Source organism: Nocardia cyriacigeorgica NBRC 100375, from assembly GCF_000308555.1.
In the GTDB taxonomy this organism is placed as follows: domain Bacteria; phylum Actinomycetota; class Actinomycetes; order Mycobacteriales; family Mycobacteriaceae; genus Nocardia; species Nocardia cyriacigeorgica.
In genome coordinates, this window is sequence record NZ_BAFY01000068.1 from 1 (window position 1) to 25,691 (window position 25,691).

Genomic DNA, 25,691 nt, shown 5'->3' on the forward strand with positions numbered 1-25,691 from the left:
AACAACGACCCCGCCGTGCGCAACGGTGAACTCCTCGGCAACCGCGCCCACCTCGCCTGGGGCGTCGGCCCCCACGCCTGCCCCGCCCAATCCCTGGCCTACTTGATCGCCCAAGACGCCATCGACCAACTCTTGGACGCCCTCCCCGACCTGACCCTCAACCTCCCCGATAACACCCCCACCTGGCGCCCCGGCCCCTTCCACCGCGCCCTCGCAGAACTCCCGGTCACCTTCCCACCCGCGGCCCCACTCACCGTTTAGGGCCACCAACCGGGGCCGCCTGACCGGCTTCGCACCGGACCGGGCCGACGTCGGCCGGCCGCGGATACAGCGCAGGGCACTGTCGAAAGCGCTTGGCACCACCAGCGACCGATCCGCGCATGCGTACCGAACTCGGCCCAGCCGCCCGACTAAATAGACGTGATCACGCAGGTGTAGCGGGTTTCCGGGTCCACCCGATAGATCGCGGCCTCGATGTGCGACGACCACAGCGGCGTCAGTGGTCGGCGGCGAGGAATTCGAGTCTGTTGCCGACGCCGTCGACGGTGTGGAAGCGGCGGCGGCCGGGAATCTCCGCGGGGTCGGGCCAGGTTACCGGGTAGCCTGCGGCGATCAAAGCTGCTGCGGTGGTGTCGATGTCGACGACGAAGGCGGGGTGTGCCTTTGTGGCCGGGCGGAAGTCCTGTTCTACCCCGACGTGAAGTTCACCGTCCGGGCCGGTCACCCCGGGCACCCGGAACCAGCATCCGCCCCGGGCCGCGAGCAGTGGTGGTTTGGGGAGTTCGATCCAGCCGAGCACGCCGGAGTAGAACGCTCGTTGCCGGTCTTCGCCGCCGACCGGGCAGCTGACTTGAACGTGGTGGATCATGACGCAAGCCTAGGGTGGCGGTCGGCCGGGGCATCACAGTGCGCGGACCACCAGGGCGGTGCCCATGGTGAGCATGGTGGTGGCGACGAGGGTGTCGAGGAGGCGCCAGGCGGTGGGGCGGGACAGGATGGGGGCCAGGAGGCGGGCGCCGTAGCCGAGGGTGGTGAACCAGGTGAGGCTGGCGAGCATGGCGCCGAGGCCGAAAATCCAGCGCAGCGAACCGCGTTGGGTGGCGACGGTGCCGAGGAGCAGCACGGTGTCGATGTAGGCGTGCGGGTTGAGCCAGGTCATGGCCAGGCAGGTGAGCACTACGTTGCGGAGGGTGCCGGCCGGGCCGGACGCGCTGGACAAGGCCTGGCCTGCGGGCGGCCGTACTGCGCGGCGGGCGGCCAGCGCGCCGTAGCCGATCAGGAAGGCACCGCCCGCCAGGCCGGCGATGGTGAGCGCGGCCGGCCAGGCGGTGATCACCGAGCCGAACCCGGCCACACCGAGGGCGATGAGCAACGCATCGGAGATCGCGCTGATCGCCACGACCACCGGGACCGCGTGCCCGCGCGCACCCTGACGCAGGACGAAGGCGTTCTGCGCGCCGATGGCAACGATCAGGGACAACCCCGCACCGAATCCGGCGAGCGCCGCCGGGAAGATTCCGCTGTTCACGTCACTCGACGCTAGAAAAATCGGCAGAATCAGTACAGCTAAAGTTTCTTAACTATCATTAGCTCGCGTGATGACAGAGCTGCCGTTCGATCAGGTACGTACGTTGCTGGCGGTCGTCGACGAGGGCACCTTCGATGCCGCCGCGGCCGCACTCCACGTCACGCCATCGGCGGTGAGCCAGCGGATCAAGGCGCTCGAACACCGCACCGGCCGCGTGCTGCTGACGCGAACCAAGCCCGCGCAACCGACCGAATCCGGGCAGGTGATCGTCAAATTCGCCCGCCAGATCGCTGAACTGCAACGGGATACGCAGCGGCACTTGGGCATCGGTGACGAAACCGACCCGGCGCGGCTGTCCATCGCGGTGAACGGCGACTCACTGGCCACCTGGTTCCTGCCCGCCCTGACCCGGGTTCCGCAGGACCCGCCGATCTGCTTCGAGCTCCACCGCGAGGACGAATCGCATTCGGCGACCCTGCTGCGCGAGGGCCAGGTGATGGCGGCGGTGACGTCGTCGGCCGAGCCGGTGACCGGTTGCACATCGAGGCTGCTCGGCCTGGCCCGGTATCTGCCGGTCGCGAACCCGGAGTTCGTCGCCCGGCATTTCGGTTCGGGAACGCTGCGCCACCGCCTGCCCGACGCGCCCGTCATCGTCTACGACCGGCGCGACGAGCTGCAAGACCGCTACGTCCGCACCATCACCGCCGGTGAGTCCGCTGCCAGCGACGTGCGCCACTACATCCCCACCTCGCAAGGCTTCTGCGACGCCGTCGTCGCGGGCCTCGGCTGGGGCCTGATCCCCGAACAGCAAGCCGTGCCGCTACTGCGATCGGGTGCGTTGGTCGAGCTCGGCCGCCGCAAGTGGGTGGACGTGCCGCTGTACTGGCAGCAGTGGAAGCTCGATGTTCCAGCGCTCGCTCTCGTCGCGGACACGGTTGCGCGAGCCGCGGCGGAAGCTCTGCATCAGCGACGCTGAGCGCGAATCGTCGTTCGATCCGCGTGTGTCGACGCATCAACGACGTGGGCGTGGCGGACCGTCGGACAAGAGCCTCTGAACTGTTACGTCTGGTGGGAATGGTCCCAAAGGCGCTCGGCGGCAATACCTCGACTACGGGAACCGTTCGGCGATGGCCGTGGCGATCGCGTCCGGTTCGTGCTCCTGAACGAAATGCCGTGCGTTCGGCAGCTCGACGACCTCGAGGTCGCTGAACATGGCCCGCATCCGCGGGAGGCACGCCTTCGGGCGGAACACCATATCCTTCATTCCCCACACCAACAGCGTCGGCTTGCCGCCGAGCGCGGCGGGCAGGCCGCGTTCGAGTTCGGCCAGTAGCGGGCGGGCCCGGCGAATTTCCTTGGGCGTCTCGGCAAGGGCCTGCCTGGCTCGGGCGGTGGGTTGCACCAGGCGGTAGTGGTCGGCTTCGGCGGCGCTGAGTGTGCGTCCCAGTTCGCCGAGCAGAACCCGTTCGATCAGGAAATTCTGCTCGAGGATCCGCTTCCGCATCGGGCGGCTGCTCATGATCGCGCTGAACGCCCGGTTGGCCAATGCGTCGATCGGCCAGAGCGCGGTGTTTCCCAGCACGATCCCGCGCACCCGATCGGCGCGCGTGGTGGCAGCGCCGAGCCCGATCGGCCCACCCCAATCCTGTCCCATCACGACGACATCGTCGAGCCGCAGATGATCGATCAATTCGCCGACAACAGCGGTGTGCTCGGCGATGGTGTAGCCGAAACGTTCTGGGCGCTCGGATAATCCGAAGCCCAGATAGTCCACCGCGATACACCGGTATCGGTCACGCAGGCCTTTCACGATGTGCCGGTAGACGAAACTCCAGGCCGGCGCACCGTGGCAGAACAGGATCGCCGGCCCGGTCCCCTCGTCGATGTAGTGCACGCGTCCGGCGGACGAGTCGAACCACCGGGATTCGAATGGATACACGTCCCTGTCGGGAACGAAATCGATGAACATGGTGCCCTCCCTCCGGTGTCAGATTACCGGTCGGTAACGGCATCGCGCCCGCTGGAAAGCCGAAACTACCCGCACGATGCAGTCGCGCGTCGGGTGCGCTCCCGGCCACGATCGAACCTGCCGCGCCGACCGCACTGCTGACGCGGCAGGAACCGGCGATCGCGGCGGGGGCGCTATCCGAGCATCCCCGCCATCACCTTCGTCCGCCCTGGCGTGCGCAGTTTCGACAGGCCCTTGGCTTCGATCTGGCGCGCACGTTCCCGCGAAACCCCGAGCGCCGCACCGATTTCCGCGAGCGAGCGGGGTTCGGCGTGGTCGAGGCCGTAACGGAGGGTGAGGACCTCGGCTTCGCGGTCGGACAGGGCGGCGAGCATGGCGCGCAGTTGGGTGCCGATGGTGGCGGCGGTGGCGAGTTCGTCGGGTCCCGGGGCGGTGTCGGGGATGAGGGAGCCGTATTCGGTGGCGTCCTCGCCGATGGGCGTGTGTAGCGAGATCGGGTCGCGTGCCTGCTGCAGGAGTTCGGTCACGTGGGTTTCGGTCAGCTCCAGCTCGGCGGCGATCTCGGCGGCGGTGGCGTCGCGGCCGAACCGCTGGGACAGCGTGCGTTGAGTGCGGATCACTCGGTTGAGCACGTCCACCACGTGCACCGGGATGCGGATCGTGCGGCCCTGATCGGCGAGCGCGCGGCCGATGGCCTGGCGGATCCACCAGGTGGCGTAGGTGGACAGCTTCAGTCCGCGCCGGTGATCGAACTTCTCGATCGCCCGGATCAGGCCGAAGGTGCCTTCCTGTACCAGATCCAGCAGCGACATTCCGGGGTTGGTCGGGTAGCGCCTGGCGATGGAGACGACCAGGCGCAGGTTGGCCTGGATCATGTGTTCCTTCGCACGCGCTCCGTCGGCCACCGCGCGGCGCAGGGTGCGCAGTTCGGCGGGCGGGAGGTCGCCGGACTCGTCGAGCCGCTGCTGGGCGAGGACGCCGGCCTCGATTCGCTCGGCCAGCGCGACTTCCTCGTCCGCGCTCAGCAAAGGTGTGCGGCCGATGATGCGCAGGTAGTCGCGGATCGGGTCATCGCTGACGGTGCCGAGGTTGGGGGAGGTGGTGCGGCGGGAGGGGAGGCATCGGTTGGTCAAGGGATTCCTCTCGACAGTCGGGGAGTGTGGGGCGATGTACCGGCTCATCCAGTGCGCGTGCATGATTCGCGCCCGTGCGGCGCGCGGCGGCGGTGGTGGCCATGTGGCCGATTCCGGCTCGGTCGCGTTGGTGGCGCCTGCGGGTTGCGTCAACCCGCAGGCGCCACCGATGTCAACGCCCCGGGATGCGCAGTGGCCGATGCGGGACGGCCCGGAACTGTTGGCTGCGGGCGACGCTGCGCTCATCGCGAGCCTTCCGGCGACGTCCGGTGCTCGGGAAACCGGTGTCGGTGCGGCGAGCGCGCGGCGCACTCGCGGGGACCGGCGGCTGGGCGTTCGCGGTGAGCATCTGCTCGATCGCGGCATCGAACGCTGACTGCGGGGTGGACTTCTCGGCCAAAGTGACTGCTCCGTTTCGGTGGGTGCTTGCGGGACGGATGGTGCTGTCGGGGCCGTGAGTCATGCGCGTTCTCCTTCGACTGTTCAGCGCCGCCGTGGCGACGTGAGCACAAATTTAGGTCAGAACCAAAAATGTGTCAAGCATAAATTTATGACGAGTTCAGGTAGTCTGGTAGCTATGACCACAGAGATGGCCGAACCGCAGGGCCTTCGCGCCAAGAAAAAGCAGCAGACCAGGGAAAACATCTCCCACCAGGCCACCCTGCTCTTCCTCGAGCGCGGCTTCGACAAGGTGACGATCGCCGATGTCGCCGCGGCCGCGCAGGTTGCCAAGATGACGGTGACCAACTACTTCCCCCGCAAAGAAGATCTCGCGCTGGACCTGGGTGAGGTCTTCGTCGATCAACTCGCCCGCACCGTCCGCGAGCGCGAGCCGGGCGAATCCGCGCTGGCCGCATTGCGTCGCGCGTACCTCACCGCTGCCGCCGAGCAGGACCCGGTCATCGGTTTCTCCGGCCCCGCCTTCGCCGGCATGATCGCCGCCAGCCCCGCCCTGGTCGCCCGGTTACGCGAGTTCCACGACGACCGCGAAGCCGCCCTCGCCCGGACCCTCGCCGAGGAAACCGGCGCGGCACCCGACGCCATCACCCCCCGCGTCGCCGCCGCCCAGCTCGCCGGCGTGCACCGAGTGCTGTTCGACGAAACCATGCGCCGCACCCTGGCCGGCCAATCCAACGACGAGATCGCCGCCGCGCTCACCGGCCACATCACGACGGCCTTCGACGCGCTCGAACCGTCCCTTGGGTCCTACGCGGTGCGCTGACCGGCGATAACGCTGCCGCGGTACATGCGGTCGTGCGAGTCGCCGATGACCCACCGACACACCCCACCTCGGATCCGCTGCCGTGTCGCTGCCTTCCGGGGTGTGGGACAGCGGCCCATACTGGGCCGATGAGCGGTGCGGTGGCAGTCGCGCAGCAGGCACCCGAGCCGATGAGCCGGGCGAAGACCAATGTGGTGTTCGGGACCATCGTGCTGGGAATGCTGATGGCCGCGCTGGATCAGACGATCGTGTCCACGGCACTGCCGACGATCGTCGCCGATCTGGGTGGGGCCGGGCATATGGCCTGGGTGGTCACCTCGTATCTGCTGGCCGAGGCGGTGGCGACGGCGCTGGCGGGCAAGCTCGGTGATCTGTTCGGGCGAAAACTGATCTTCCAGCTCAGCGCGCTGATCTTCATCGTGGGCTCGATGGTCGCGGGGCTGGCCAACGGGATGCTGCTGCTGATCATCGCGCGCGCGATCCAAGGGGTCGGCGCCGGCGGCCTGATGGTCACCTCCATGGCGTTGATCGCCGACATCATTCCGCTGCGGGAACGCGGCAAGTATCAGGGTGCGCTCGGCGCGGTCTTCGGCGTCACCACCGTCATCGGGCCGACGCTCGGCGGACTGTTCACCGACCACGCGAGCTGGCGCTGGTGCTTCTACGTCAACGTCCCGCTGGCGATCCTGATGATCGCGTTGGCCGCGCGCACCATCCCGCACGTCAAAGCCATGGCCAAGCCGATCATCGACTACGCGGGCATCGGTCTGGTGGCGCTCGGTGTGTCGAGCCTGATCCTCGGCCTGGAATGGGGCGGAACCGAATACGCGTGGGGTTCGGCGCAGATCATCGGGCTGTTCGCGGCGGCGGCGGTGCTGCTGTCGGCGTTCGTCTGGGTGGAGTTGCGGGCCCAGGAACCGATGCTGCCGATGGGGCTGTTCCGCAGTCAGGTGTACACGGTGTGCTCGATCCTGAGCTTCATCGTCGGGTTCGCGATGCTCGGTTCGATGACGTATCTGCCCGCCTATCTGCAATACGTCGACGGTGTGTCGGCCACCGCATCGGGGGTGCGCACGCTGCCGTTGGTGTTCGGCCTGTTCGTCACCTCGATCCTGTCGGGCCAGGTGGTCGGTAAGACCGGGCGCTATCGCTGGTTCCCGATCGCAGGTACGGGAGTGATGGCGATCGGGCTGTTCTTGATGTCGACGATGGGCCGCAATACCAGCGTCTGGCTGGAATCGCTGTACATGCTGATTCTCGGTCTCGGTATCGGCCTGGCGATGCAGGTGCTGACGATCGTCGTGCAGAACACCGTCCCGTACGCGCAACTGGGCACCGCCACCTCGGGCGTCACCTTCTTCCGCACGCTCGGCAGCGCGTTCGGCACCGCCGTCTTCGGCACGCTCTACACCAACAAACTCGATCCCGAACTCGCCGGCGCGCTGACCCAGGTGCAGGTGGTGCCGCCCGAAGTGGCCGCCGATCCGGAGGCGCTGCGGGCCCTGCCGCCGGAGCTGGCCGATCCGATCATCGACGCCTACGTGGCGGCCATCGACCATGTGTTCCTGTGGGTGGTTCCGGTCGCGCTGGCCGGTTTCGTGGTCGCCTGGTTCCTGAAGGAAGTGCCGTTGCGCGACAGCGCCCGCGCCGATGCGAGCGATGTGGGGGAGGGTTTCTCGGTCCCGGACTCGGCCGACCGAGTGGTGCTGCTGGAACGCGCGATCGCCGCGACCATGCGGGCCGCGCGCGCCGAGGGGCCGATCGGCCCGGTCATTCTCGCCGATGCGGGCACCGATCTGAGCCGTGGTCAGGCCTGGGCGCTCGGGCAGGTGTACCTGCACAACCGGATTCGCGGGCAGGCCACCCTCGACGCGATCGCGCGCGTGCACCGGCTGCCCGACGAGGTGATCGCGCCGGTCTTCGCCGAGGTGCGCGAGGCCGGATACATCCGCCAGGACGGTCAGCTGCTCACGATCACCCCGGCAGGGCAGGCGCAGATCGACCGGATCAAGGCGGCGTGGCGGCGCTGGCTGGATATGCGGCTCGACGATTGGGACCGCACCGATCCGACCGACCGGATGCTGCTGGATCAGGCGCTGGAGAGCATCGCCACCAAGCTGCTCGACCAGGACGTGCGGGAACTCGTCCCCGCGCACTGATCGGTATCCGCACAGGAGGCACGCGCGGGACGGCCCTTGCCAGCCGATTACTCGCCCACGTATATTCGTATACGAGTAAGGAGGTGTGCATGGCCACCAAACGCAAGGTCGGCAATCTGCTGGCGTTGGCGGTGCTCTCGGTGATCATCGAACGGCCCATGCACCGCTACGAGATCGCCTCCACGCTGCGCGACCGCGGCAAAGACCGCGATATGGACATCAAATGGGGATCGCTGTACACGGTTGTGCAGAACATGGCCAAGGCCGGATTCCTCGAAGTCGTCGGCAGTGAACGCGAAGGTGCGCGGCCCGAGCGGGTGATCTACCGGATCACCGACGCCGGCCGCGCCGAACTGATCGACTGGACCAGGGAACTGATCGCCGAACCGCAGCCCGAGCAGCGGCAATATGTGGCCGGGTTGTCGATCCTCGCGGCGCTGCCGCCGGATGAGGTGATCGAACTCCTCGGGCGCCGGATCGAGGCCTTGAACGAGCAGATCGCCGGCGTGCGCGCGGAATTCGACGCGGTCGCGGGCGCACTGCCCAGGTTGTTCATGGTCGAGACCGAATACGGGCTGGCCATGCTGGAAGCCGAGCGTGCGTGGACCGTGGCATTCCGCGACGAGCTGGTGTCCGGGACTTTCCCCGGGCTGGACGGCTGGCGCGCCTGGCACGCCGACGGCATGGATCAGGCGAAAGCCGGTGACCTCATGGAAGGGGGGACAGCGCACTCGTAGCAGATACCGAGACCGAGTCCGGCGGAGGTGCTCGCAACACCGCCGCCGAACTCGGGGAACCGTCTCGGACCGTGCCCGCATTCGCACACCCGGCCAGAGTTTGGCAACCACAGGATAACCGGGTGGGTGATCGGTGGGGCGGTTCGCCGTACACACACGACCCCCATCAGGAGTTACCCATGTCCCCGATTCGTTCCGCGCTGGTCATCGGCGGTGGTATCGCAGGCCCGGTGGCCGCCACCGCCCTGCGCACAGCGGGCATCGATGCCCGCGTCTACGAGGCCTATTCCGGGCCGTCGATCAATATCGGCAGCGGGCTCGCGCTCGCGCCCAACGGTCTCGCCGCCCTGGACGTGATCGGCGCCGGCGATCGCGTCCGTGCGATCGCGGTACCCATCCCGAAGATGAACCTGTCCGTCGGTGGCAAACGCATCGAGGTACCGACCCTGCCCGATGTGGAGCCGATGCAGGTCGTGGATCGCAGCGAATTGCATCGCGTGCTGCACGATCATGCGATCGATGCGGGTGTGCCGATCGAATACGACAAGCGACTGACCGCCGTAGACGAGCACGCCGACGGCATCACCGCCCACTTCACCGACGGCAGCACCGCCACCGCCGACGTCCTCATCGGCGCCGACGGAATCCGCTCCACCGTGCGCGGACTGATCGATCCGGACGCGCCCGGCCCGGAATACACCGGCATGCTCGGTTTCGGTGCGCTGACCGAATGCGAGATCGATACCCCACCCGAGACCATGGTCTTCGCCTTCGGCAAACGTGCCTACTACCTGTACTGGCCGGAGGGTGCGGGCACCATCGCGTGGGGCGCCAACCTGCCGCACAAGCAGTATCTGTCGCTGACCGACGCCCGCGCGATCCCGGCCGAGCACTGGCTGAAGATCCTGCGCGACACCTACGCCGACGACACCCCCGGCGGCCAACTGGCCCGCGCGACCACCGCCGATCAGTTGCAGATCACCGGCGCGCTGCACATCATGCCGCCGGTGCCGCACTGGCATCGCGGGCGGATGGTGCTGGTGGGTGATTCGGTGCACGCGCCGTCCAACAGCTCCGGTCAGGGCGCGTCGCTGGCGGTGGAGAGCGCCATCCAACTGGCCCGCTGCCTGCGCGATCTGCCCGGTCCCGCAGAGGCATTCGCCGCGTACGAGGCGCTGCGTCGTCCTCGGGTGGAAGGGATCGCGGCACGCGCGGCCAAGATCAACCGGTCGAAGACGCCGGGGCCGATCGCCGGCCGGATCATGCGGGCGGTGATGCCGGTGATGATGAAAATGATGAAGGGCCAGCAGAAGACGATGGGTGCCGAGCAGCGGTATGTGATCGATTGGGACGCGCCGGTCGGCGCCGAACTGGGATCGGTGGTGGCGTCCGTGCGCTGAAATGGAGGCGGTGCCGCTACCGCGGCGCGACCGGACCGTGCATTCGGTGATGAGTCCCGTCGCGCTGCGGGGTGGCAGCGCGGTCGCCCCCGGTGGGGCGGCTACGCCTCGAAGGGAATCGTATTGCCCGCCGCGTCACGGGCACCGATGCCGGCTTCGATCGCGGTGACCAGTTCGGTGACCGAGGTCCAAGTGCGTGGCGGTTCGGCGTCGAGGTTGCCGATGGTGTACCAGGTTTCGGTGTCGCGGTAGCGCACCAAGCCTTTGCCGGATTCGTCGACGGTGACATCGAGGTCGCCGGATACCGTGCCTTCCTCTTCGGTCATGACGGCAGCCGCGGCGGTGAGCTCGATGATGTCGCTTATCGGAATTCTCCTCGCTTGACGCAATCGTCGACGGCGGTGCGGAGGGCCTGCTGCTCGTCGGGGTCGACGGTGAGGCCGTACTTTACCTTGATCTTGACGTAGTGATCGATATAGCCACACCGGAAATTGCCCGGTGGGAGGTAGTGCGCGGGGTCCTGATCACCCTTGGACCGGTTGGCCGACGGATCCGAGGCGATGAGATTGCCCGCGTCGTTGGCGATGCGGCGGCGGCTGTCTTCGTCGAGCTTGTCGGCACCCGAACGCCAGGCCTCGGCGAGCGGGACGATGTGCTCGGCGTCGACGGAGGCCGGATCGGTCATCCACTTGTACGGCTTCAGCTGTCCGGTCTTGCGGTCGGTGAAGCCGTACTGGTCGCGCCAGCCGCCGTCCGCGCCGACGGTCAGTTCGCAGGTCTTCGCGTCGAGGGTGACCGTGCCGGTGGCGTCGCGCAGCATCATCACTTCGCGAGTGGTGCATTTGGCGTACTGGGCGAATTCGGGGCCGAAGCCGTGTTCGGGCCTGTTGGTGTCCCAGTGCGGGAACTTCTCCCGGCTGTAGCCGCTCATCGAGCCCTCCGGCGCGACGGCGAGGCGGCCGAGCAGTTCGCTGACGTCGCGTCCGGAAGTCGTTGCCGCGCCCGCGGAACCCGCGCCGCGCTTGGCGAACAGGTCGTCGACGTAGCCGTAGCCGACGATGGCGAGGGCGATCAGGCAGACAGCAGCCGCGATGATCGTGCGGGTGCGGCCAGAGGTGCGTGCGAGCAGATCGTTCACCGTGTGACCTCACCGTGGGCGAAGGAACCGATCTGGAGTGCGGTGAAACTCAACTGACTTCCTTGTCCTGCGCCCGAAAATTACCGGGCGTCAAGCTACCCGGTGCCGGCTGTCGCCGAAGAGACTGACGGGTATGAGATTACGCACACCGTGAGCGGGCGGCCACGTGGACCATCCCCGGACCGGCGTGCCGGCGCCGATCCGGGGATGGCGTGCCACGGGCGAATTCGATCACCGCCCGCGCGACTGAGGGCGGCCGGTTGTCCAGACCGGGCCGGGCCACGACACCTCGAGGCTGATGAGGGGGTAGTCCCGGGGTGTCGTGTCGCACGAGCGCGAACTCGTCGTGACGTTCGCGGTCCGGGAGCTACCCAGACCAAGCTTTCATCTACGTAATCGAATAGTAGATGTCTGATTTCTTCTCTGCAAACACCCTACCCACTTCCCACGATTGGGAGTTTTATCCCAGTGGTCGCCATTCCATCTACGGTGCGAGTACGGAAATGGGGGACTGGCTGGGGGTTAGTCGGCTCACGCATCGGACCGGTGCCCGGTGAGCTGCGGTTCCGGTGGGCACGATCACACCGGTGCCGCAGCGGCCGGACGTAGCAGCGAACCGTCCCGGACGCCGAGCGCGGTGCGCGGCGCGACCGTGCACCAGGCGGCGGCCAGCAGCCCGTACAGCGCGACCGCCGCGACGGCGAACAACTCCGCGCCGGTGTGCGCGAACAGCGCGGTGCTCCCGGTGACGCAGGTACCCAGCGGGAAGGTGAAACCCCACCAGGTGAGTGAGAAGCCGAGCGCGCCCGACCGGAAGGTGCGCACGGTTACCGCGAGCGCCAACGTCAACCACAGCATCGCGAAACCCCAGGCGGCGATCCCGAAAACGGTGGCGGCCAGCGCCAATCCGGCGGCCTGCGCGGGCGCGGCCACGGCGGGCGCTGCGTCGGCCATCGCGCCCGCGGCGGTCACCGACTGACCGAGCGGGCCCAGCACGATCCACAGCGTCGGCACCAGTGCGGCGGTGGGTGCGCCGAAATGCATCAGCTTCGACCAGATCATGGTGGTGGTGATCAGGGCGGCGATCAGGCTCAGCCCGAACATGGCGCCGCAGCAGGCCAGCAACGTGACCCTGGCCTGGCCGGGCGGGGTGTGTGGAAGCAGAAGGACGCCGGTGGCGGCGGAAACCATCGGCGGCACCACGGGCATCAGCCACCCGCCGAACGCGGCGTCCGGCGCACCGGCGGGCGTGCGGGTGATCATCCGGTACGGCACGGCGACGGCAGTGGCCAGGCCGAGCGCGGTGCCCAGCGGCCACAGCACCCAATCCAGCGCTACCGCCGCCGGTTCGCCGATGACGTCCTTGCCGAGCAGCATCGCGCCCGCGCCGACCGTCAGCAGGGCCATCGGCGGTGCACCGGAGAAGTGGGCGAGCACCGGGTGATCGCGTTCGGCCCGGACCTGGCCGCGGTGGCGGATCATCCGCACCGCCCACACCAGGCCGAGCGCGGCAAGCACCACCGTGGCCAGCAGCCAGATGCCGGTGGCGGCGGCGCGCTGCCCGGGCAGCTGAAGCGGCAGGGTGGCGGCGGCATTGGCGAGGATGCCGGTGCCCATGACGATCGCGAACCAGTTGAGCCCGACCTGCGCCAGCGCGTCGGTACGCGCGGACGCGGTGCGGCGGGCGACGGAGACGGGCCGGTGGGTCGCAGTGAGGGTCATGGATCCAGGCTCGCGGGCGTGACGCGTGGCGGGTAGGCGTCATCGCTCTATGGGTACATAGAATGGTTCTATGCCGTTGTCGCCGCGGGTGCCCGATCTCGCCGCGCTCGACCTGCTGCTTTCGGTGGTCGAGCTCGGCAGCCTCGGGCGGGCCGCGCAGGCGCACGGCATCAGCCAGCCCTCGGCGTCCTCGCGGATCCGCACCCTGGAGAAACTGGTCGGCGTGCCGGTGCTGGAACGCACCACGCTCGGCTCGCGACCCACGCGCGCCGGTGCGCTCATCGTGGAATGGGCCCGCGCCGTCATCGACGCCGCCGGACAGCTTGAGGCCGGAATCGACACGCTGCGCTCCGAACGCGACTCGCGCCTGCGGGTCGCCGCCAGCCAGACCGTCGCCGAATACCTGTTCCCCGGCTGGCTCACCACCCTGCGCGCCGCGGCCGCCGACCTGACCATCGCGCTGGAATCCGGCAACTCGGTGGAGGTCGCGCAGGCGGTGCTCGACGGGCGCGCGGCCATCGGCTTCATCGAGAGCAGGCAGAGTTTCGCGGGGCTGGACAGCCGGGTGGTGGGTAAGGACCGCCTGGTCGTGGTGGTGGCGCCGGGGCATCGCTGGGCGCGCCGGGGATCGGTGGGTGTCGACGAGCTGGCCGAAACGCCGTTGCTGCAACGCGAAACCGGATCCGGGACGCGGAACTGGTTCGAGCATGCGCTGGCTCGTCGACGTCCGGGTGTGCAGCCGGCGGTGGCGCTGGAACTGTCCTCGACCACGGCGATCAAGACGGCCGTGGCGGCGGGCGTCGGCCCGGCTGTGCTCAGCTCACTCGCGGTAGCGGCCGAGGTCGCGGCGGGCACACTGGTGGCGCCGGTCGTCACCGGGCTCGACCTGGACCGCGTGCTGCGCGCGGTATGGCCTGCGGGAACGCGCCCGACGGGACCGGCGCGGGACCTGTATGCGATTGCCCGGCGGTCGGGGTCGGCAGCGCGGTAGTCGGTTCGTCGGGCACGAACGCTGGGTGGTGTGAACAGCGGGACTCGCTTCGGTCGACGGCGCGAGTGCCTACCCCTCCCACGGGGCGTGGTGAATGCCGGTGGGACCTGGCTTCGACCGTGGCGGCGCGTTCAGTCCCGCTCCTCCTCGATGGGCTGTGCGGTCGGTGGAACGCCGGTGTCGAGGAAGCGGATGAGGCGTTCGATGCGGGCGGTGTGGTCGACGCAGCGTTCCAGATGGTGGCCGAGCAGCGCGAGTTCGATTGCGGTGTCGGTGCTTCCGGTCCAGGCGGGGGCGCTGAGGGCGGCGTGGAGCTGGTGGTTGAGCTCTTCGATGGTCTCGGCGGGTGGGTCGGGAGCGTCTTCGGGCGGCTGCTGGCCTGCGGCGACCGAGCGCAGCGCGTGCGCGGTCGCGCGGGCGGCGCGCCTGCCCATCTCGGCCAGCAGGGCCACGATCGGTTCGGGAGCCACCGGGTCGGGGCTGCTCTTGTAGACCTGATCGGCCACCCGGCTGGTGAGCCAGCCGATCCGGGACAGCTCACCGGCGATCTGGATGGCGGTCACCACATGCCGCAGATCGCGGGCGACCGGCGCCTGGAGCGCCAGCAGCACCACCGTGCGTTCCTCGCACGCCGCGTACATGGCCTGTAGGCGCTCGTCGAGCGCGAAAACCTCGTAGGCCGCCGTGAGATCGGCCTCGACGAGCGCATCGGTGACGCGCTCGGCGGCGTCTTGGGTGAGCCGGCACATCTGCGTCAACTCATCGGTCAACGCGACGAGCTCATTGGTGAACTGGGTCCGCACGCGCCAAATTGTCGCCTATGTGTACCCCGCCGGTCGATTGATCGCGTGATCTTCGTTGCCGCGACCCCGCGAGATACACTCCCGCGCCCCGCGAATCCGAGGCCCGCTGCCCGCCCGGGCAGTCCGCGCCGACGCCGATCCGGCCGGGTCAGGCGATATTCCCAGCAGTGCAGACACCATAAACTGCGGTAATGGCGGGCCCAAACCCCTGGCAGGCCAAGGCTGCCCGAGACACCGGCGAATCCGCGTCCACGCACGGCTCCGACCGGCAAGCCACACCGGGACCCGCTGAGCCGGGCAACGGTGGGCTCTTAGGAGTGGGTTCCGCTGACGGTGTGGCGGACGCAAGCACACGCGATGAATCGGGCGCGACGAACGTGGCGCAAGACCCGACCGAGAGGAAGACTGCGCCCGTCGCTGGGCGGGAATCCGCCGGAGATTCGAGGAGGCGTCGCGCCGACGCGGTACGCGCCCGCGCGGCGGCGGCTCGCGGGGTGGGGGCTCCGTTGCGAGGGCACTGGGGTTATCTGGTGGCGGCGGTGGGGGCGTTCATCACGCTGGTGCTGATGACCCGACCCTGGCTGGTGGCCGTTGGTGCCGACGGTTCGGTGCAGTCCACGGCCTTCGGGCGTCTTGATGTGTCCACCAAATACCTGATGGTGTGGTCGAATTCTGCGCCGAAAACCCCGCAGGTCAGCGGGCTCTGGGCGTTCGCGACGGCGGCCGCCATCGTGCTGACGATCTGTCTGGTCGTGCTCTATTTCCGTATGCCCTCGGAGTACTTCGCCCGGCTGGTGGTTTTCTCGTCGGTGGGCGTTGCGGTGCTCGTCCTGTTCACCATGGTGTATCTCGACAGCAAGGGCGCCGCACTCAAGGCCCTCACCGATCGAAGATACGATCTCGGCGGCCAGGTCGGCCAGCTTCTGAGCTGGGTCAAGGGCAACGGCAAATTCATCGTGCCCGGCGCGAGCGAGGCTCAGTACGTCGCCACCTCCCGTTTCACCGCCTCTGCTGTGGCTGCCGCGACAATCGCGGTGGTATCGGCATTGGCGGCGGTGACCCAGTGGTTGGTCGGGCGCGGTGTCGAACCCGGCGGGTTGATGGCGAAAGTCTCTGCCCTGCGTGAGAAATGGGACGCGGCAGGTCGCGCGGCCACCCTGAAATCCGCATCCCCCGCAGCGCGCACGGGCTCCGAGGCCGCCGAACCCGCGACGGCGCAAGCGGTTTCCACGGACAAACCTGCGATCGTCGAACCGGCCGGGGCGCAAACTGATCCCGACGGCCCGTCCACCGGCGAGCGCATCACCGGCGTCGACCGCTAGAACCCAGCCGCGCTCCCCGCCGTGCGGTATTCGGCACCGCACGGTCGCTTATCGAGCCGCGGTCGAGGCAACCGATCGCGCTGACGACCACGGAACCGGGCTGCGGATGTCAGTGTTTCGCGGGCGTTTGCCGGGTTCGCGGCCAAGGTTTCCGTGGCAGGCCCAGGCCCCTAGATGTCGCCGGACCGCCGGCACTGCTAGGCACCCCAGGGGCCCCGCGGTAATCGGTCAGGCGTGCTTGTTGTGGGAGCCGACGACGCAGTCCATCTGCGCCTACTCGTCCTTCTGACGTGCGCAAATAGTCTGGGGTCGGCCCGTGTTCGGTGCCCGCGGCTCCTCGGTGGGCGGACCACTCCGCAAGCGAAGGTGACTTATAACACCAACCCTCTCGGGTGATGTCGGATTCGGTTTCTTTGTGTTCATGGTCACCCCCCTGTGAATTTGTATGTCACCTCTCGTAACGATTAGCTTCCTCAGGGTTGGCATCGACGCCGAAAGCAGAGAGTGCGCCATGAAACCCGAAACACGCCGCCGCCCGCGCGGGTGCTCGAGCATCGCGAGCGCGGCGCGAGGACTTCGCCGATGACGCTGGATACCCGGAAACCCCCGAGCGATTCCGCCGTCGCGATCGTGCGCAAGAACTTCTCCGGCACGGTGGTGTCGTCGCTGCGGACCTTCGGTCGCGCGGTCGGGATGGCGCAGGAGTCGATGACGGGCGCGGCCAGCGATATCGCGCGCGGCAAATTCCAATGGCAGGAGACGCTGATCCAGGCGTGGCGGTTGATCACCGTCACCGCGATCCCGGCGATCCTGATGGCCATCCCGTTCGGCGTGATCGTGTCGGTGCAGGTGGGCAACCTCATCCACACTCTCGGCGCGGATTCGCTGCTCGGCGCGACCGGCGGGCTCGGCGTGATCAAACAGGGTGCGCCGATGGCGACCGGATTCCTGCTCGGTGGTGCCGGTGCGGCGGCGATCGCGGCCGATCTCGGCGCGCGCACCATCCGTGAGGAGATCGACGCGCTCAACACCATGGGTATCAGCCCGATCCACCGACTGGTCATTCCGCGCATGGTCGCGATGCTGATCGTCGCGCCGCTGCTGAATGTGCTGATCATCTTCGTCGGCGTGCTCGCCGGATACCTGGTGGCCATCGGCGGCCAAGGCGTCACGCCCGGTTCGTACTGGGCGACCTTCGGCTCGTTCACCACCGTCGCCGACGTGTGGGTCTCCTTGCTGAAGGCGTTGATCTTCGGGTTCCTGGTGGTCGTCATCGCCTGTCAGCGCGGGCTGGAGGCCAAGGGCGGCCCGCGCGGTGTGGCTGACGCGGTGAATGCCGCCGTCGTGCTGTCGGTGGTGTCGATCGTGATCGTGAACCTGGCGATGTCGCAGATCAGCGCCATGTTCATGCCGACGAGGCTGGTCTGATGTCGACCTCGTCGTATGTCCCGAAGGGGCTCGGCTGGGCCGCGCGCTACTTCCGCCGCGGCAGCCGGGTGCTGCGCGGTGTCGAATCGCTGGGTTTCGTCGCGGTGTTCGTCTGGCAGGTGCTGTCCTCGGTGCCGCTGACGTTGCGCCGCTACCGCCAGGAGACGATGCGGGCGATCACCGATATGACCTGGGGCCGCGGCTCGGTCATCGTCGGCGGCGGCACGGTGCCGATGATGATCGTGCTCGGACTGGTGATGGGCGCCTCGGTGGGCGTGGAATCGTTCGCGATCCTGGACATGCTCGGCATGGGCCCGGTCACCGGCATCGTGTCGGCCTTCGCCTCGACCCGTGAGCTGGCACCGATTGCCGCCGCCATCGGGTTCGCCGCGCAGGCGGGCTGCCGGATGACCGCCGAGATCGGTTCGATGCGCATCTCCGAGGAGATCGACGCCATCGAGGCGCTCGGCCTGCGGTCGGTGCCGTTCGTGGTCACCACCCGCGTCATCGCGGGCGCCATCGCGATCGTGCCGACGTTCCTGATCGCGCTGATCCTGAGCTACCTGGCCTGTCGCGGCCTGCTGACGCTGGTGCACAGCCAGTCCGCGGGCGTCTACGACCACTACTTCTTCCAGTTCGTGTCCGGGTTCGACGTGATCGCCGCGGTGATCAAGGTGGCGATCTTCGGCACGGTGGTGATCCTGGTGCACAGCTACTACGGGTTCTTCGCCACCGGCGGCCCGGAGGGCGTGGGTATCGCGTCCGGTCGCGCGGTGCGCGCCAGCTTCGTGGCGATCATCGCGATCGACATGGTGCTGTCCATTGCCCTGTGGGGCTTCAACGCGGCGATCAGTTTCACGGGGTAGGACAGATGCCGAAATACGGAATGCCCGGAGTGGCAGCGGATCGCACGCGCGCGATGACGGTGGGCGCGGCCATCGTCGGCGTGATCGTCGCGGTGTTGCTCGCCACCGTCTGCTATCGCGGGCTGCGCTCCGAGGACGGGTTGCGCATCGCCTTGCGGACCGAGCAGATCGGTGACGGTGTCATCGCGGGCACCCAGGTGCGCGTGGACGGCGTGCTGGTCGGTGAGGTCGCCGAGATCGCTCCCGCTGAGCGCGGCACCCAGCGCATCACCCTCGACCTCGACGAGTCCCGGCTGTCCGGGCTGGACGACAGCTTGAAGGTCGATTACGCGCCGTCGAATCTGTTCGGCGTCAGCGAACTCGAATTGCTGCCCGGTTCCGGCGGTTCCCCGCTGCGCGCGGACATGGTGATCGACCTGACCGGCGACCGCTCCGCCGACGTCTACGACGCCACCATGGGCAGCCTGCTGCGCGGCATGTCGCAGGTGGGCGCGACGGTGTTCACCCCGCAGATGGCCACCGTCATCGCGCAGGCCGCCGCCGACGTGGAGGCTTTCACGCCGCTGGCGCAGGCGTTGATCGCGGCCGCGCGCACCGTCGCCGACAACCAGTCCATGCCGTCCTCGGAGCTGGTCGGCCGCCTCGGCGGCGCCTTCGACGGCGGCGGCAAGTTCGCCGGCGCCACCATCGAGGTCATCGATCAGTTCGTCGAGATCGACGTGCTGAACACCGACCGCGAGCGCCTCGACACCGGTGTGGCCGCGCTGACCGGGCAGATCCTGCCCGCGCTGGCCACCACCCTCACCGAAGCCGGGCAGCTGTCGGGCTACACCGACATGCTCGCGCCGATGCTCACGGTGCTGGCGCGCACGGTGTCGACCCCGCAGCGGTCGGCGGCCGATCTGCGCGCACTGCTGACCCGGCTCGGCGCCGCCATGAAGGACACACCGGACGGTCCCGTTCTCGATGTCGAGCTGGAACTGCGTGGCGTGCCGGGTATCGCGGTGCCGCTGCTCGGGCTGCCCGCGAAGGGAGGTGTCCGATGACGGTGCGTGGTGCGGCCTGGCGACTGGCGACGTTCGCCGCGGTCATGGTCGCGATCCTGCTGGTGGTGATCACCGCCATCAAACGGCCGGTCGACGGTGACACCGAGGCGCACAGCGCGCTGTTCACCGACGCCAACGGTCTCAAGGTCGGCGATGACGTGCGCATGTACGGCGTGCAGGTCGGCAAGGTCGAGGGCATCGAGCTCGACGGCTATCAGGCCGAGGTGCGGCTGACGGTCAAGACCTCGACGCCGATCTACGACAACAGCGTGCTGGCCATCCGGTACCAGAACCTCACCGGCCAGCGCTATATCGATTTGCAGCAGCAGCCGAATCCGGGGACCCGGCTGCCCGACGGCGCCCGCATCGGCACCGATATGACGCTTCCGTCGTTCGACGTGACCAGCCTGTTCAACGGTTTGAAGCCGGTGCTGGCCACCATGTCCCCGGAGGCGATCAACCAGTTCACCGAGAGCATGCTCGCGGTGATCGAGGGCGACGGCGCGGGGCTGGGTCCGGCGCTGGACGCGATCGGCAAGCTCAGCGAGCACGTCGGCAACCGTCAAGAAGTGATCGCTACCCTGGTCGGCAACATGTCCGATCTGGCCGACCGGGTCGGCGGCCGGGTGCATCATCTGGTGCCGCTGCTGGCGCGGCTGTCCGACATCTTCGAGGGCCTGCGCGCCAATGTCGGCGGCCTGGCCGAATTCGCCATGACCGCGCCCTCGGTGCTCGGCCCCATCGACCGCCTGCTCGACGCACTCGGCCTGGCCACCGACGGCAGCACCGATGTCGACGCGATGATCCGCGGGCTGTTCCCGGACCCGCAGGAGGCGGTCGAGGTGTTCGGCCGGCTGCCCGGCCTGCTCGCCGCGGTCGACAACGCCCTGCCGCGCACCGTCGCCGGGTGGAAACCGGAGTGCAGCAAAGGACAAGCCGAACTGCCCGAGCCGGTGCAGGTGCTCATCGGCGGACAGAAGGTCGCGATATGCAACGCGTGAAACTGCCCGGCCTGGACCGGATCCGCCGCGTGTTCAGCGGCGATACCCCGATCATGGACGAGCCCACCCGGCTGCGTAAGGAATTGCGGCTCGGCATCATCGGCGCCGTCGCGCTGGTGATCGCCGCGGTCGCGGCCGCGGTGGTGTACGTGGTGCCGTTCGGCAAGACCACCTACACCGCCGAACTCACCGAGGCGCAATCGGTGAAGGCGGGCGACGATGTGCGGCTGGCCGGTATCTCGGTGGGCACGGTGGAATCGCTGGAGTTGAAGCCGGATCGGGTGGTCATGCGCTTCACCGTCGATTCGGAGGTGTTCGTCGGCGATCAGACCTCCCTCGACATCCGGATGCTCACCATCGTCGGCGGCCACTACGTCGCGTTGTTCCCGGCCGGTGACCAGCCGTTGGGAGACAAGGCGATTCCGGCCGAGCGGGTTCGCCTGCCCTACAGCCTGATCGAAACCTTCCAGGACGCCACCGCGCCGTTGCAGGCCACCGACGGCGATACCCTGCGCCGCAATCTGGCCTCGATCCAGACCTCGATCGACGGTGCGCCCGACACCTTGCGGACCACGCTGGACACCCTCGGCCAGTACCTCGACGCAATCGAACGTCAGCGCACCCAGGTGTCCAACGCGATTGCCGTGGCCGACGAGTACGTCACCATGTACGACGGCGCGAAGTCCGATCTGGGCCGGCTGATGGACAACGTCAACCTGATGGAAACGGTGCTGCTGGACAAGCGCGCCGAACTGAAAGCGGCGGTCGGGCTGCTGTCCTCGGTGGTGCAGCGACTGGCCACGCTGGCTCCGTCCTGGGACGACACACTGAAACCGAAGGCGCAGCAGCTCGCGGACGCGCTGCCGCGGCTGCAAGAGTTCGGCACCCAGCTCGAACCGCTGATCACCGCCGTGCAGGGGCTCGGCGATCGGCTGAGCGGGCTGGTGATCCCGGACGGGCCGGTGACCATCGACCGTTCGGGCGAAACCGTCACCGCGCCACCCGGTCTGGACCCGGCTGCGGCGCTGGGCCCGATCTGTGTTCCGGTGCCGGGGAAGGTGTGCTGATGGTGAAGCGGATTCTCGGCTCGCAGGCATTCATGTCGATCGCGGGCGCGCTGGTCATCGTGCTGCTCGCCGTCGTCGGCTATGTGATCGCCTTCGATCCGATCAAGGAGACCCGGTCGTACTGCGCGATCATGCCCGACAGTGTCGGCCTCTACGAGGGCAACAAGGTCTCGATGCGCGGGATCGATGTCGGCACGGTGACCGGCATCCGGCCCGAAGGCGCGGCCGTGCGCGTCGATTTCGAGGTCGACGGCCAGTATCCGGTGTACGCCGACGCCTCCGCGACCACGGTCTCCGACAGCGTCGTCGCCGACCGCGAGCTCGCAGTGCTGGCCAGCGGCAAGACTGCCGAGCAGTGGGACGCCGGGCAGTGCATCACCAAAACCCTGACGCCCAAGAGCCTCACCGAAACCATCACCGCGCTGGCGGCCCTGTCCGAGGAGATCGGCGGGACCCCGCAGACCCAGCCGGACGCGCTGGCCGGTGGTTTGCGCGCACTGGATTCGGCGACCGCGGGCACCGGCGCGCAGATCAACAACCTGGTCATGAAGCTGGGTTCGACGCTGAAGTCCCCGGACGCCGATATCGGCCACCTCGCGGGCATCTTCGACGCGTTCTCCTCGGTGTCGCAGAAGGTCAGCACGCACTGGGGTGATCTGAAGACCATGCTCACCCGGCTGGCCCCGGTGCTCAACCAGGCCAGCAACGATCTGCTGGTGCCGGGCGCGGCCCTGTTCGACGGGCTGCGCGAGGTGCTGCCCATGCTCAACGACCTGACCACCATCCTGGCCGACCCGCTCATGGGCACCCTGGACGGCTTGCTGCCGCTGGTGAAGATGTTGCGCGCCAACGTCGGATCGCTGCGCGACATCGTCCTGATGACGCCGGCGCTTACCTCGGCCTTCCGCTCGGTGACCGATCCGTCGACGGGCGCGCCCGGCCTGGTCTACGCCCCGCCGAAGGTGGCCATCGCCCAGCGCGACGCCGACCAGGTCTGCACCGCCATCAACGCTGTGGCGCCCGGCCGGTGCGCGGGCGCGGGCAACGGCATGGTCGATGTCCAACTCGTTCAGCTGGTGCTGGGATTGGCAGGTGCGCGATGACCACGCTGCTCGGGAAGCGAATGCGCTCGGCCGCGATCGCGCTGGCATCGGCGGCGGTGCTGTTCGCCGGTGGCTGCGCGTTCGATCCGTCGCAGGTGCCGGTGCCGGGTACGTCGGTGTCCGGGTCGACCTACAAAGTCAGCATCGAGTTCGCGAATGTGCTGAACCTGCCCGCCCGCGCCAAGGTGATCGCCAACGGCGCACAGGTCGGGACGGTGGATTCGGTGCGGGTGGTGCCCGCGGCCGAGGCACCCGACGGACGCGGCGGGTATGTGGTGGTCGACATCGAGGTCTCCGATGACGTGCGCCTGCCCGCCACCACCGTCGCCGAACTGCGGCAGAACACCGTGCTCGGCGATATCCACATCGCGCTGACCACCCCGCCCGACGGGTTCGGCACACTGCTGCCGCGCGGTGGCACCATCACCCTCGATCACACCAAACCGCCGGTGCAGCTGGAAGACACCATGGCCACCATGGCGGTGTTCGTGCAGGGCGGTGCGGTCGGCCAGTTGCAGGACATCATCAACCGGTTCAACTCGGTGCTGCCGCAAGATCCGATGGAGACCCAGCGCATCACCCAGGTGATCGCGGGCGACGTCGTCGACCTGGCCGCCAATCTGGATCAGGTGGACCGGCTGCTCTACGGTCTCGGCACGAATGCTCGTGTGCTGCACGGGATCCAGCCGGAGCTGGACAATATCCTGAGCCCGGAATCCGTGCAGCAGATGACCTATGCCACCGATTCCATCGGCGGGGTCACCGATATCTTCGGCGCCCTCGCGCCGGTCGGTGCCTCGATGACCTGGCTGACGCCGCTGGTGCAGGCCGGAGACGCGGCTGCGATGGCGTTCGCGCCGCTGGCCACGGGCGCACCGTTGAACACCGCCTCGCCGTCGAATCTGGCGCTGCTCACCGCATTGCTGCGCGACAAGATCATTCCGTTCGCAGAGCGCGGCGCCAAGGTCAACATCGCCGACGTCCAGGTGACACCGGCGGGCGGCGCCCCGATCTCCGCCGACGACCAGATCGACCGCATCATCGACACCCTGCGCATGATCGGAGCCATCCGATGAAGATCGGCCCGCTGGCTTCTCTCGGCGGCATCGCCGCCATCACCGTGCTCGGCGCGAGCTATCTGACTTTCGGTGTGGTGCAGGTGGATCCGTTCGCCGACTACACCGAGGCATCGATGGTGCTGAAGAACTCCGGTGGGCTCGGCGTCGGTTCGCCGATCCTGCTGACCGGTATCGAGGTCGGCCGGGTGACGTCGGTGGACCGCACCGCCGCCGGCGTGGAGGTGGGGTTGCGCGTCGACAGCGAGCACAAGGTGCCCACCGACAGCGTCGTCACCATCGAGCACCTGTCCGCGCTCGGTGAACCGTATGTGCAGTTCCGGCCGAAAACCGGTGCGGGACCGTACCTCGAGGACGGGCAGCGGCTGCACTCGCAGGACGTGCGCACCCCGCTGTCGATTCCCGAGGCGGCCAGAATGGTCACCAAGACGATGAACCAGCTCGACCCCGAGGTGGTCGGGTCACTGGCCGAAACCATGAGCGTGGCGCTGCACGGCACCGACGCGGTGATGCCCGAACTCACCCGCGCCGCCGACCTGCTGGCCTCGACCATCGTCTCCAGGGAACCGGAGATCGCGCAGCTGCTCAATGATTTCGAAACCGTCTCCCAGGACATCGACTGGGCGGGCCCGGCCACCGCCGCCGCCGCGCCCGCCTTCACCCAGTTCGCGCAGCGACTCGACGAGCTGGTCGAATCGGTGGGCCGGTTGATCCAGACCGACGACGCCCCGCAGATGTACCTCGAGGGCAACGGCCTGGTGCCGTTCCTGCAACGGCTCACCGAATGGGTGCATCAGGTCGGCCCGGAACTGGCTTCGCTGCTGCCCGGCCTGCAACCGCTGGCCGATGCCGTCACCACCGCCGGTCCGCGCCTGGATCTGTCGGCGCTCATCGCGCAGGCGCTCGAATCCACCGATGATGATGCCGTGAAGGTGCGCGTCACCGTCAAGTAGTTCATCGAGAGTTACCTGAGCGAGGGTGCCACTCGGGAAATACCTCGCTCAGGTAACTCTCAGTGCGGGTGCTGGGCGGCGTAGCGGGCGCGTTCCTCGGCGCGGCGGTCGGCGCGTTCGGGGTTCTCGAGGTCGGCAGGCAGGCCGTGCTTGGCGAGGCGGTGGGCGCGGTTCATCGGCATGAAGGCGACGGTGTAGAACAGCGCGAGCAACAGCGCCAGCAGCACCATCGAACCGCGTAACCACAGCTCACCGGGGAAGAACAGGAACACCGCGAACAGCGGGACGAACGGCACCAGGCCGCGCAGCACATGCCGCGGGAAGGCGTATGTGCCGGTGAGATCGTTGCGGACCCAGTCGCGCATGGAATCGGGCAGCTTGCGCCCGCAGGCGTAGCCGAGCCACTGGATCGGATTCGGGCGGCGGTGTTCGCGGCTCATGAGCGGGCTCCTTCGGTGCGCGCGGTGTGGGTGTTCGCTTCGGTCGCTTCGGGCTCGGCGAGCACCGAGCGGCGGGCGGCCTGGTTCACCCGGGTCAGCACGGTGTGCAGTTCCTCCAGGTCGGCCAGGCTGACGCCGAGCCGCTGCACCACCGCGGGCGGGATGGCTTCGGCCTGAGTGCGCAGCGCGCGGCCTTGCTCGGTCAGGTCGATCACCAGGTTGCGTTCGTCGCGGGGGTCGCGTTCCCTGGTGATCAGTCCGGCGCTGTGCAGCCGCTTGAGCAGCGGCGACAGGGTGGGGGAGTCGAGCTGGATGGCCTCGGCGATCTCCTTGACCGACATCGGCGCCGAGCCCCACAGCGCCAGCATCACGAGGTACTGCGGGTGGGTGAGGCCCATCGGTTCCAGCAGCGGCCGGTAGACCGCGAGCACCGCCCGGTTGGCCACCGCGAGCGCGAAGCACACCTGGCGATCCAGGCGCAGCGGATCGTCGATCTCGAGTCCCGTCGGCTGTCCGTTCATGTCCTCCACGTTAGCGCATTAATAGTTAGTGCGTTAAGTAATGTGATCGGCATCCTCTGCGTGCTG

26 protein-coding genes and 1 pseudogene are annotated in these 25,691 nt (G+C 68.2%); 16 read left to right on the plus strand and 11 right to left on the minus strand.

Annotated elements, in window-relative coordinates; all coding sequences use genetic code 11:
• A pseudogene (locus RJ05_RS31300) lies at window positions 1–261 on the plus strand (cytochrome P450); the annotation flags it as partial.
• Between the two features lie 235 nt (window positions 262–496).
• Here the strand turns inward: RJ05_RS31300 and RJ05_RS05825 are convergent.
• Window positions 497–868, minus strand: a complete 372-nt coding sequence (locus tag RJ05_RS05825) for a VOC family protein (protein WP_036533972.1) — start codon at window positions 866–868, stop codon at window positions 497–499.
• A gap of 33 nt (window positions 869–901) precedes the next feature.
• Entirely contained in the window at window positions 902–1,528 is a 627-nt protein-coding gene (locus tag RJ05_RS05830; RefSeq protein ID WP_036533974.1) for a LysE/ArgO family amino acid transporter, read from the minus strand.
• A 70-nt stretch (window positions 1,529–1,598) separates the two neighbouring features.
• Between RJ05_RS05830 and RJ05_RS05835 the strand changes: the two genes are divergently transcribed.
• Window positions 1,599–2,504, plus strand: a complete 906-nt coding sequence (locus RJ05_RS05835; RefSeq protein ID WP_036533976.1) for a LysR family transcriptional regulator ArgP — start codon at window positions 1,599–1,601, stop codon at window positions 2,502–2,504.
• A gap of 132 nt (window positions 2,505–2,636) precedes the next feature.
• Here RJ05_RS05835 and RJ05_RS05840 read toward each other — a convergent pair whose 3' ends face one another.
• From RJ05_RS05840 to RJ05_RS30690, 3 genes are all read right to left on the minus strand, one after another.
• Window positions 2,637–3,497, minus strand: coding sequence for a haloalkane dehalogenase (locus RJ05_RS05840; protein WP_036533978.1), 861 nt, complete (start codon window positions 3,495–3,497; stop codon window positions 2,637–2,639).
• A gap of 173 nt (window positions 3,498–3,670) precedes the next feature.
• Entirely contained in the window at window positions 3,671–4,630 is a 960-nt protein-coding gene (locus RJ05_RS05845) for a sigma-70 family RNA polymerase sigma factor (protein WP_036533980.1), read from the minus strand.
• 172 nt (window positions 4,631–4,802) lie between these two features.
• Window positions 4,803–5,093 (minus strand): hypothetical protein, encoded by a 291-nt coding sequence (locus RJ05_RS30690; RefSeq protein WP_138445754.1) that lies wholly within the window; start codon window positions 5,091–5,093, stop codon window positions 4,803–4,805.
• Between the two features lie 114 nt (window positions 5,094–5,207).
• On the opposite strand from RJ05_RS30690, the gene RJ05_RS05855 reads away from it, so the two are divergent.
• The 4 genes from RJ05_RS05855 to RJ05_RS05870 all read left to right on the plus strand — a co-directional run bounded on the left by RJ05_RS05855 (window position 5,208) and on the right by RJ05_RS05870 (window position 10,148).
• Entirely contained in the window at window positions 5,208–5,852 is a 645-nt protein-coding gene (locus RJ05_RS05855; RefSeq protein WP_036533986.1) for a TetR/AcrR family transcriptional regulator, read from the plus strand.
• Between the two features lie 128 nt (window positions 5,853–5,980).
• On the plus strand, window positions 5,981–8,011 hold the full coding sequence (locus tag RJ05_RS05860; RefSeq protein ID WP_036533989.1) for an MDR family MFS transporter: 2,031 nt from the start codon (window positions 5,981–5,983) through the stop codon (window positions 8,009–8,011).
• Between the two features lie 89 nt (window positions 8,012–8,100).
• On the plus strand, window positions 8,101–8,748 hold the full coding sequence (locus RJ05_RS05865) for a PadR family transcriptional regulator (protein WP_036533991.1): 648 nt from the start codon (window positions 8,101–8,103) through the stop codon (window positions 8,746–8,748).
• Between the two features lie 179 nt (window positions 8,749–8,927).
• Window positions 8,928–10,148, plus strand: a complete 1,221-nt coding sequence (locus RJ05_RS05870; protein WP_036533993.1) for an FAD-dependent monooxygenase — start codon at window positions 8,928–8,930, stop codon at window positions 10,146–10,148.
• 101 nt (window positions 10,149–10,249) lie between these two features.
• On the opposite strand, the gene RJ05_RS05875 is transcribed toward RJ05_RS05870, so the two are convergent.
• The 3 genes from RJ05_RS05875 to RJ05_RS05885 all read right to left on the minus strand — a co-directional run bounded on the left by RJ05_RS05875 (window position 10,250) and on the right by RJ05_RS05885 (window position 13,008).
• On the minus strand, window positions 10,250–10,474 hold the full coding sequence (locus RJ05_RS05875; RefSeq protein WP_081597185.1) for a hypothetical protein: 225 nt from the start codon (window positions 10,472–10,474) through the stop codon (window positions 10,250–10,252).
• A gap of 35 nt (window positions 10,475–10,509) precedes the next feature.
• A complete protein-coding gene (locus RJ05_RS05880; RefSeq protein WP_036533994.1) occupies window positions 10,510–11,286 on the minus strand; it encodes an HNH endonuclease family protein in 777 nt (258 codons plus the stop codon).
• Between the two features lie 579 nt (window positions 11,287–11,865).
• Entirely contained in the window at window positions 11,866–13,008 is a 1,143-nt protein-coding gene (locus tag RJ05_RS05885; RefSeq protein WP_036533996.1) for a TDT family transporter, read from the minus strand.
• A 70-nt stretch (window positions 13,009–13,078) separates the two neighbouring features.
• Here RJ05_RS05885 and RJ05_RS05890 point away from each other — a divergent pair, with 70 nt between their 5' ends.
• Window positions 13,079–13,999, plus strand: coding sequence for a LysR family transcriptional regulator (locus RJ05_RS05890; protein WP_036533998.1), 921 nt, complete (start codon window positions 13,079–13,081; stop codon window positions 13,997–13,999).
• A gap of 131 nt (window positions 14,000–14,130) precedes the next feature.
• On the opposite strand, the gene RJ05_RS05895 is transcribed toward RJ05_RS05890, so the two are convergent.
• Window positions 14,131–14,802, minus strand: a complete 672-nt coding sequence (locus RJ05_RS05895; RefSeq protein WP_036533999.1) for a phosphate signaling complex PhoU family protein — start codon at window positions 14,800–14,802, stop codon at window positions 14,131–14,133.
• Between the two features lie 530 nt (window positions 14,803–15,332).
• On the opposite strand from RJ05_RS05895, the gene RJ05_RS05900 reads away from it, so the two are divergent.
• The 9 genes from RJ05_RS05900 (at window position 15,333) to RJ05_RS05940 (ending at window position 24,664) form a co-directional block, all read left to right on the plus strand.
• A complete protein-coding gene (locus RJ05_RS05900; protein WP_036534001.1) occupies window positions 15,333–16,124 on the plus strand; it encodes a hypothetical protein in 792 nt (263 codons plus the stop codon).
• 582 nt (window positions 16,125–16,706) lie between these two features.
• On the plus strand, window positions 16,707–17,552 hold the full coding sequence (locus RJ05_RS05905) for an MlaE family ABC transporter permease (RefSeq protein ID WP_036534073.1): 846 nt from the start codon (window positions 16,707–16,709) through the stop codon (window positions 17,550–17,552).
• A complete protein-coding gene (locus tag RJ05_RS05910) occupies window positions 17,552–18,418 on the plus strand; it encodes an MlaE family ABC transporter permease (protein ID WP_036534003.1) in 867 nt (288 codons plus the stop codon). The genes RJ05_RS05905 and RJ05_RS05910 overlap by 1 nt, the downstream gene beginning before the upstream one ends.
• Window positions 18,419–18,438: 20 nt before the next feature.
• Window positions 18,439–19,464, plus strand: coding sequence for an MlaD family protein (locus RJ05_RS05915; RefSeq protein ID WP_036534076.1), 1,026 nt, complete (start codon window positions 18,439–18,441; stop codon window positions 19,462–19,464).
• Window positions 19,461–20,465: an MlaD family protein gene (locus RJ05_RS05920; protein ID WP_036534005.1), complete on the plus strand. Its 1,005-nt coding sequence runs from the start codon at window positions 19,461–19,463 to the stop codon at window positions 20,463–20,465. Before RJ05_RS05915 ends, RJ05_RS05920 begins: the two co-directional genes overlap by 4 nt.
• Window positions 20,453–21,532, plus strand: coding sequence for an MlaD family protein (locus tag RJ05_RS05925; RefSeq protein ID WP_036534008.1), 1,080 nt, complete (start codon window positions 20,453–20,455; stop codon window positions 21,530–21,532). Before RJ05_RS05920 ends, RJ05_RS05925 begins: the two co-directional genes overlap by 13 nt.
• A complete protein-coding gene (locus RJ05_RS05930) occupies window positions 21,532–22,635 on the plus strand; it encodes an MlaD family protein (RefSeq protein WP_036534079.1) in 1,104 nt (367 codons plus the stop codon). Before RJ05_RS05925 ends, RJ05_RS05930 begins: the two co-directional genes overlap by 1 nt.
• The gene (locus RJ05_RS05935) at window positions 22,632–23,711 is read left to right on the plus strand and encodes an MlaD family protein (RefSeq protein WP_051016281.1); all 1,080 of its coding nucleotides are present in this window, start codon (window positions 22,632–22,634) and stop codon (window positions 23,709–23,711) included. The genes RJ05_RS05930 and RJ05_RS05935 overlap by 4 nt, the downstream gene beginning before the upstream one ends.
• Window positions 23,708–24,664, plus strand: a complete 957-nt coding sequence (locus tag RJ05_RS05940; RefSeq protein WP_036534011.1) for an MlaD family protein — start codon at window positions 23,708–23,710, stop codon at window positions 24,662–24,664. Before RJ05_RS05935 ends, RJ05_RS05940 begins: the two co-directional genes overlap by 4 nt.
• A 59-nt stretch (window positions 24,665–24,723) precedes the next feature.
• Here RJ05_RS05940 and RJ05_RS05945 read toward each other — a convergent pair whose 3' ends face one another.
• Both RJ05_RS05945 and RJ05_RS05950 read right to left on the minus strand, forming a co-directional pair.
• Complete coding sequence (locus RJ05_RS05945; protein ID WP_036534012.1) at window positions 24,724–25,104, minus strand: DUF5313 family protein; 381 nt, start codon at window positions 25,102–25,104, stop codon at window positions 24,724–24,726.
• Window positions 25,101–25,625 (minus strand): MarR family winged helix-turn-helix transcriptional regulator, encoded by a 525-nt coding sequence (locus RJ05_RS05950; RefSeq protein ID WP_036534085.1) that lies wholly within the window; start codon window positions 25,623–25,625, stop codon window positions 25,101–25,103. The genes RJ05_RS05945 and RJ05_RS05950 overlap by 4 nt, the downstream gene beginning before the upstream one ends.
• Window positions 25,626–25,691 lie beyond the last annotated feature (66 nt).

Excerpts from the sequence above, each read along its gene's own strand:
- RJ05_RS05825 (WP_036533972.1), bottom strand. The coding sequence starts at position 868 with ATGATCCACCACGTTCAAGTCAGCTGCCCGGTCGGCGGCGAAGACCGG.
- RJ05_RS05835 (WP_036533976.1), top strand. The coding sequence starts at position 1,599 with ATGACAGAGCTGCCGTTCGATCAGGTACGTACGTTGCTGGCGGTCGTC.
- RJ05_RS05840 (WP_036533978.1), bottom strand. The coding sequence starts at position 3,497 with ATGTTCATCGATTTCGTTCCCGACAGGGACGTGTATCCATTCGAATCC.
- RJ05_RS30690 (WP_138445754.1), bottom strand. The coding sequence starts at position 5,093 with ATGACTCACGGCCCCGACAGCACCATCCGTCCCGCAAGCACCCACCGA.
- RJ05_RS05855 (WP_036533986.1), top strand. The coding sequence starts at position 5,208 with ATGACCACAGAGATGGCCGAACCGCAGGGCCTTCGCGCCAAGAAAAAG.
- RJ05_RS05860 (WP_036533989.1), top strand. The coding sequence starts at position 5,981 with ATGAGCGGTGCGGTGGCAGTCGCGCAGCAGGCACCCGAGCCGATGAGC.
- RJ05_RS05865 (WP_036533991.1), top strand. The coding sequence starts at position 8,101 with ATGGCCACCAAACGCAAGGTCGGCAATCTGCTGGCGTTGGCGGTGCTC.
- RJ05_RS05870 (WP_036533993.1), top strand. The coding sequence starts at position 8,928 with ATGTCCCCGATTCGTTCCGCGCTGGTCATCGGCGGTGGTATCGCAGGC.
- RJ05_RS05875 (WP_081597185.1), bottom strand. The coding sequence starts at position 10,474 with ATGACCGAAGAGGAAGGCACGGTATCCGGCGACCTCGATGTCACCGTC.
- RJ05_RS05885 (WP_036533996.1), bottom strand. The coding sequence starts at position 13,008 with ATGACCCTCACTGCGACCCACCGGCCCGTCTCCGTCGCCCGCCGCACC.
- RJ05_RS05890 (WP_036533998.1), top strand. The coding sequence starts at position 13,079 with ATGCCGTTGTCGCCGCGGGTGCCCGATCTCGCCGCGCTCGACCTGCTG.
- RJ05_RS05905 (WP_036534073.1), top strand. The coding sequence starts at position 16,707 with ATGACGCTGGATACCCGGAAACCCCCGAGCGATTCCGCCGTCGCGATC.
- RJ05_RS05910 (WP_036534003.1), top strand. The coding sequence starts at position 17,552 with ATGTCGACCTCGTCGTATGTCCCGAAGGGGCTCGGCTGGGCCGCGCGC.
- RJ05_RS05915 (WP_036534076.1), top strand. The coding sequence starts at position 18,439 with ATGCCCGGAGTGGCAGCGGATCGCACGCGCGCGATGACGGTGGGCGCG.
- RJ05_RS05920 (WP_036534005.1), top strand. The coding sequence starts at position 19,461 with ATGACGGTGCGTGGTGCGGCCTGGCGACTGGCGACGTTCGCCGCGGTC.
- RJ05_RS05925 (WP_036534008.1), top strand. The coding sequence starts at position 20,453 with ATGCAACGCGTGAAACTGCCCGGCCTGGACCGGATCCGCCGCGTGTTC.
- RJ05_RS05930 (WP_036534079.1), top strand. The coding sequence starts at position 21,532 with ATGGTGAAGCGGATTCTCGGCTCGCAGGCATTCATGTCGATCGCGGGC.
- RJ05_RS05935 (WP_051016281.1), top strand. The coding sequence starts at position 22,632 with ATGACCACGCTGCTCGGGAAGCGAATGCGCTCGGCCGCGATCGCGCTG.
- RJ05_RS05940 (WP_036534011.1), top strand. The coding sequence starts at position 23,708 with ATGAAGATCGGCCCGCTGGCTTCTCTCGGCGGCATCGCCGCCATCACC.
- RJ05_RS05945 (WP_036534012.1), bottom strand. The coding sequence starts at position 25,104 with ATGAGCCGCGAACACCGCCGCCCGAATCCGATCCAGTGGCTCGGCTAC.
- RJ05_RS05950 (WP_036534085.1), bottom strand. The coding sequence starts at position 25,625 with ATGAACGGACAGCCGACGGGACTCGAGATCGACGATCCGCTGCGCCTG.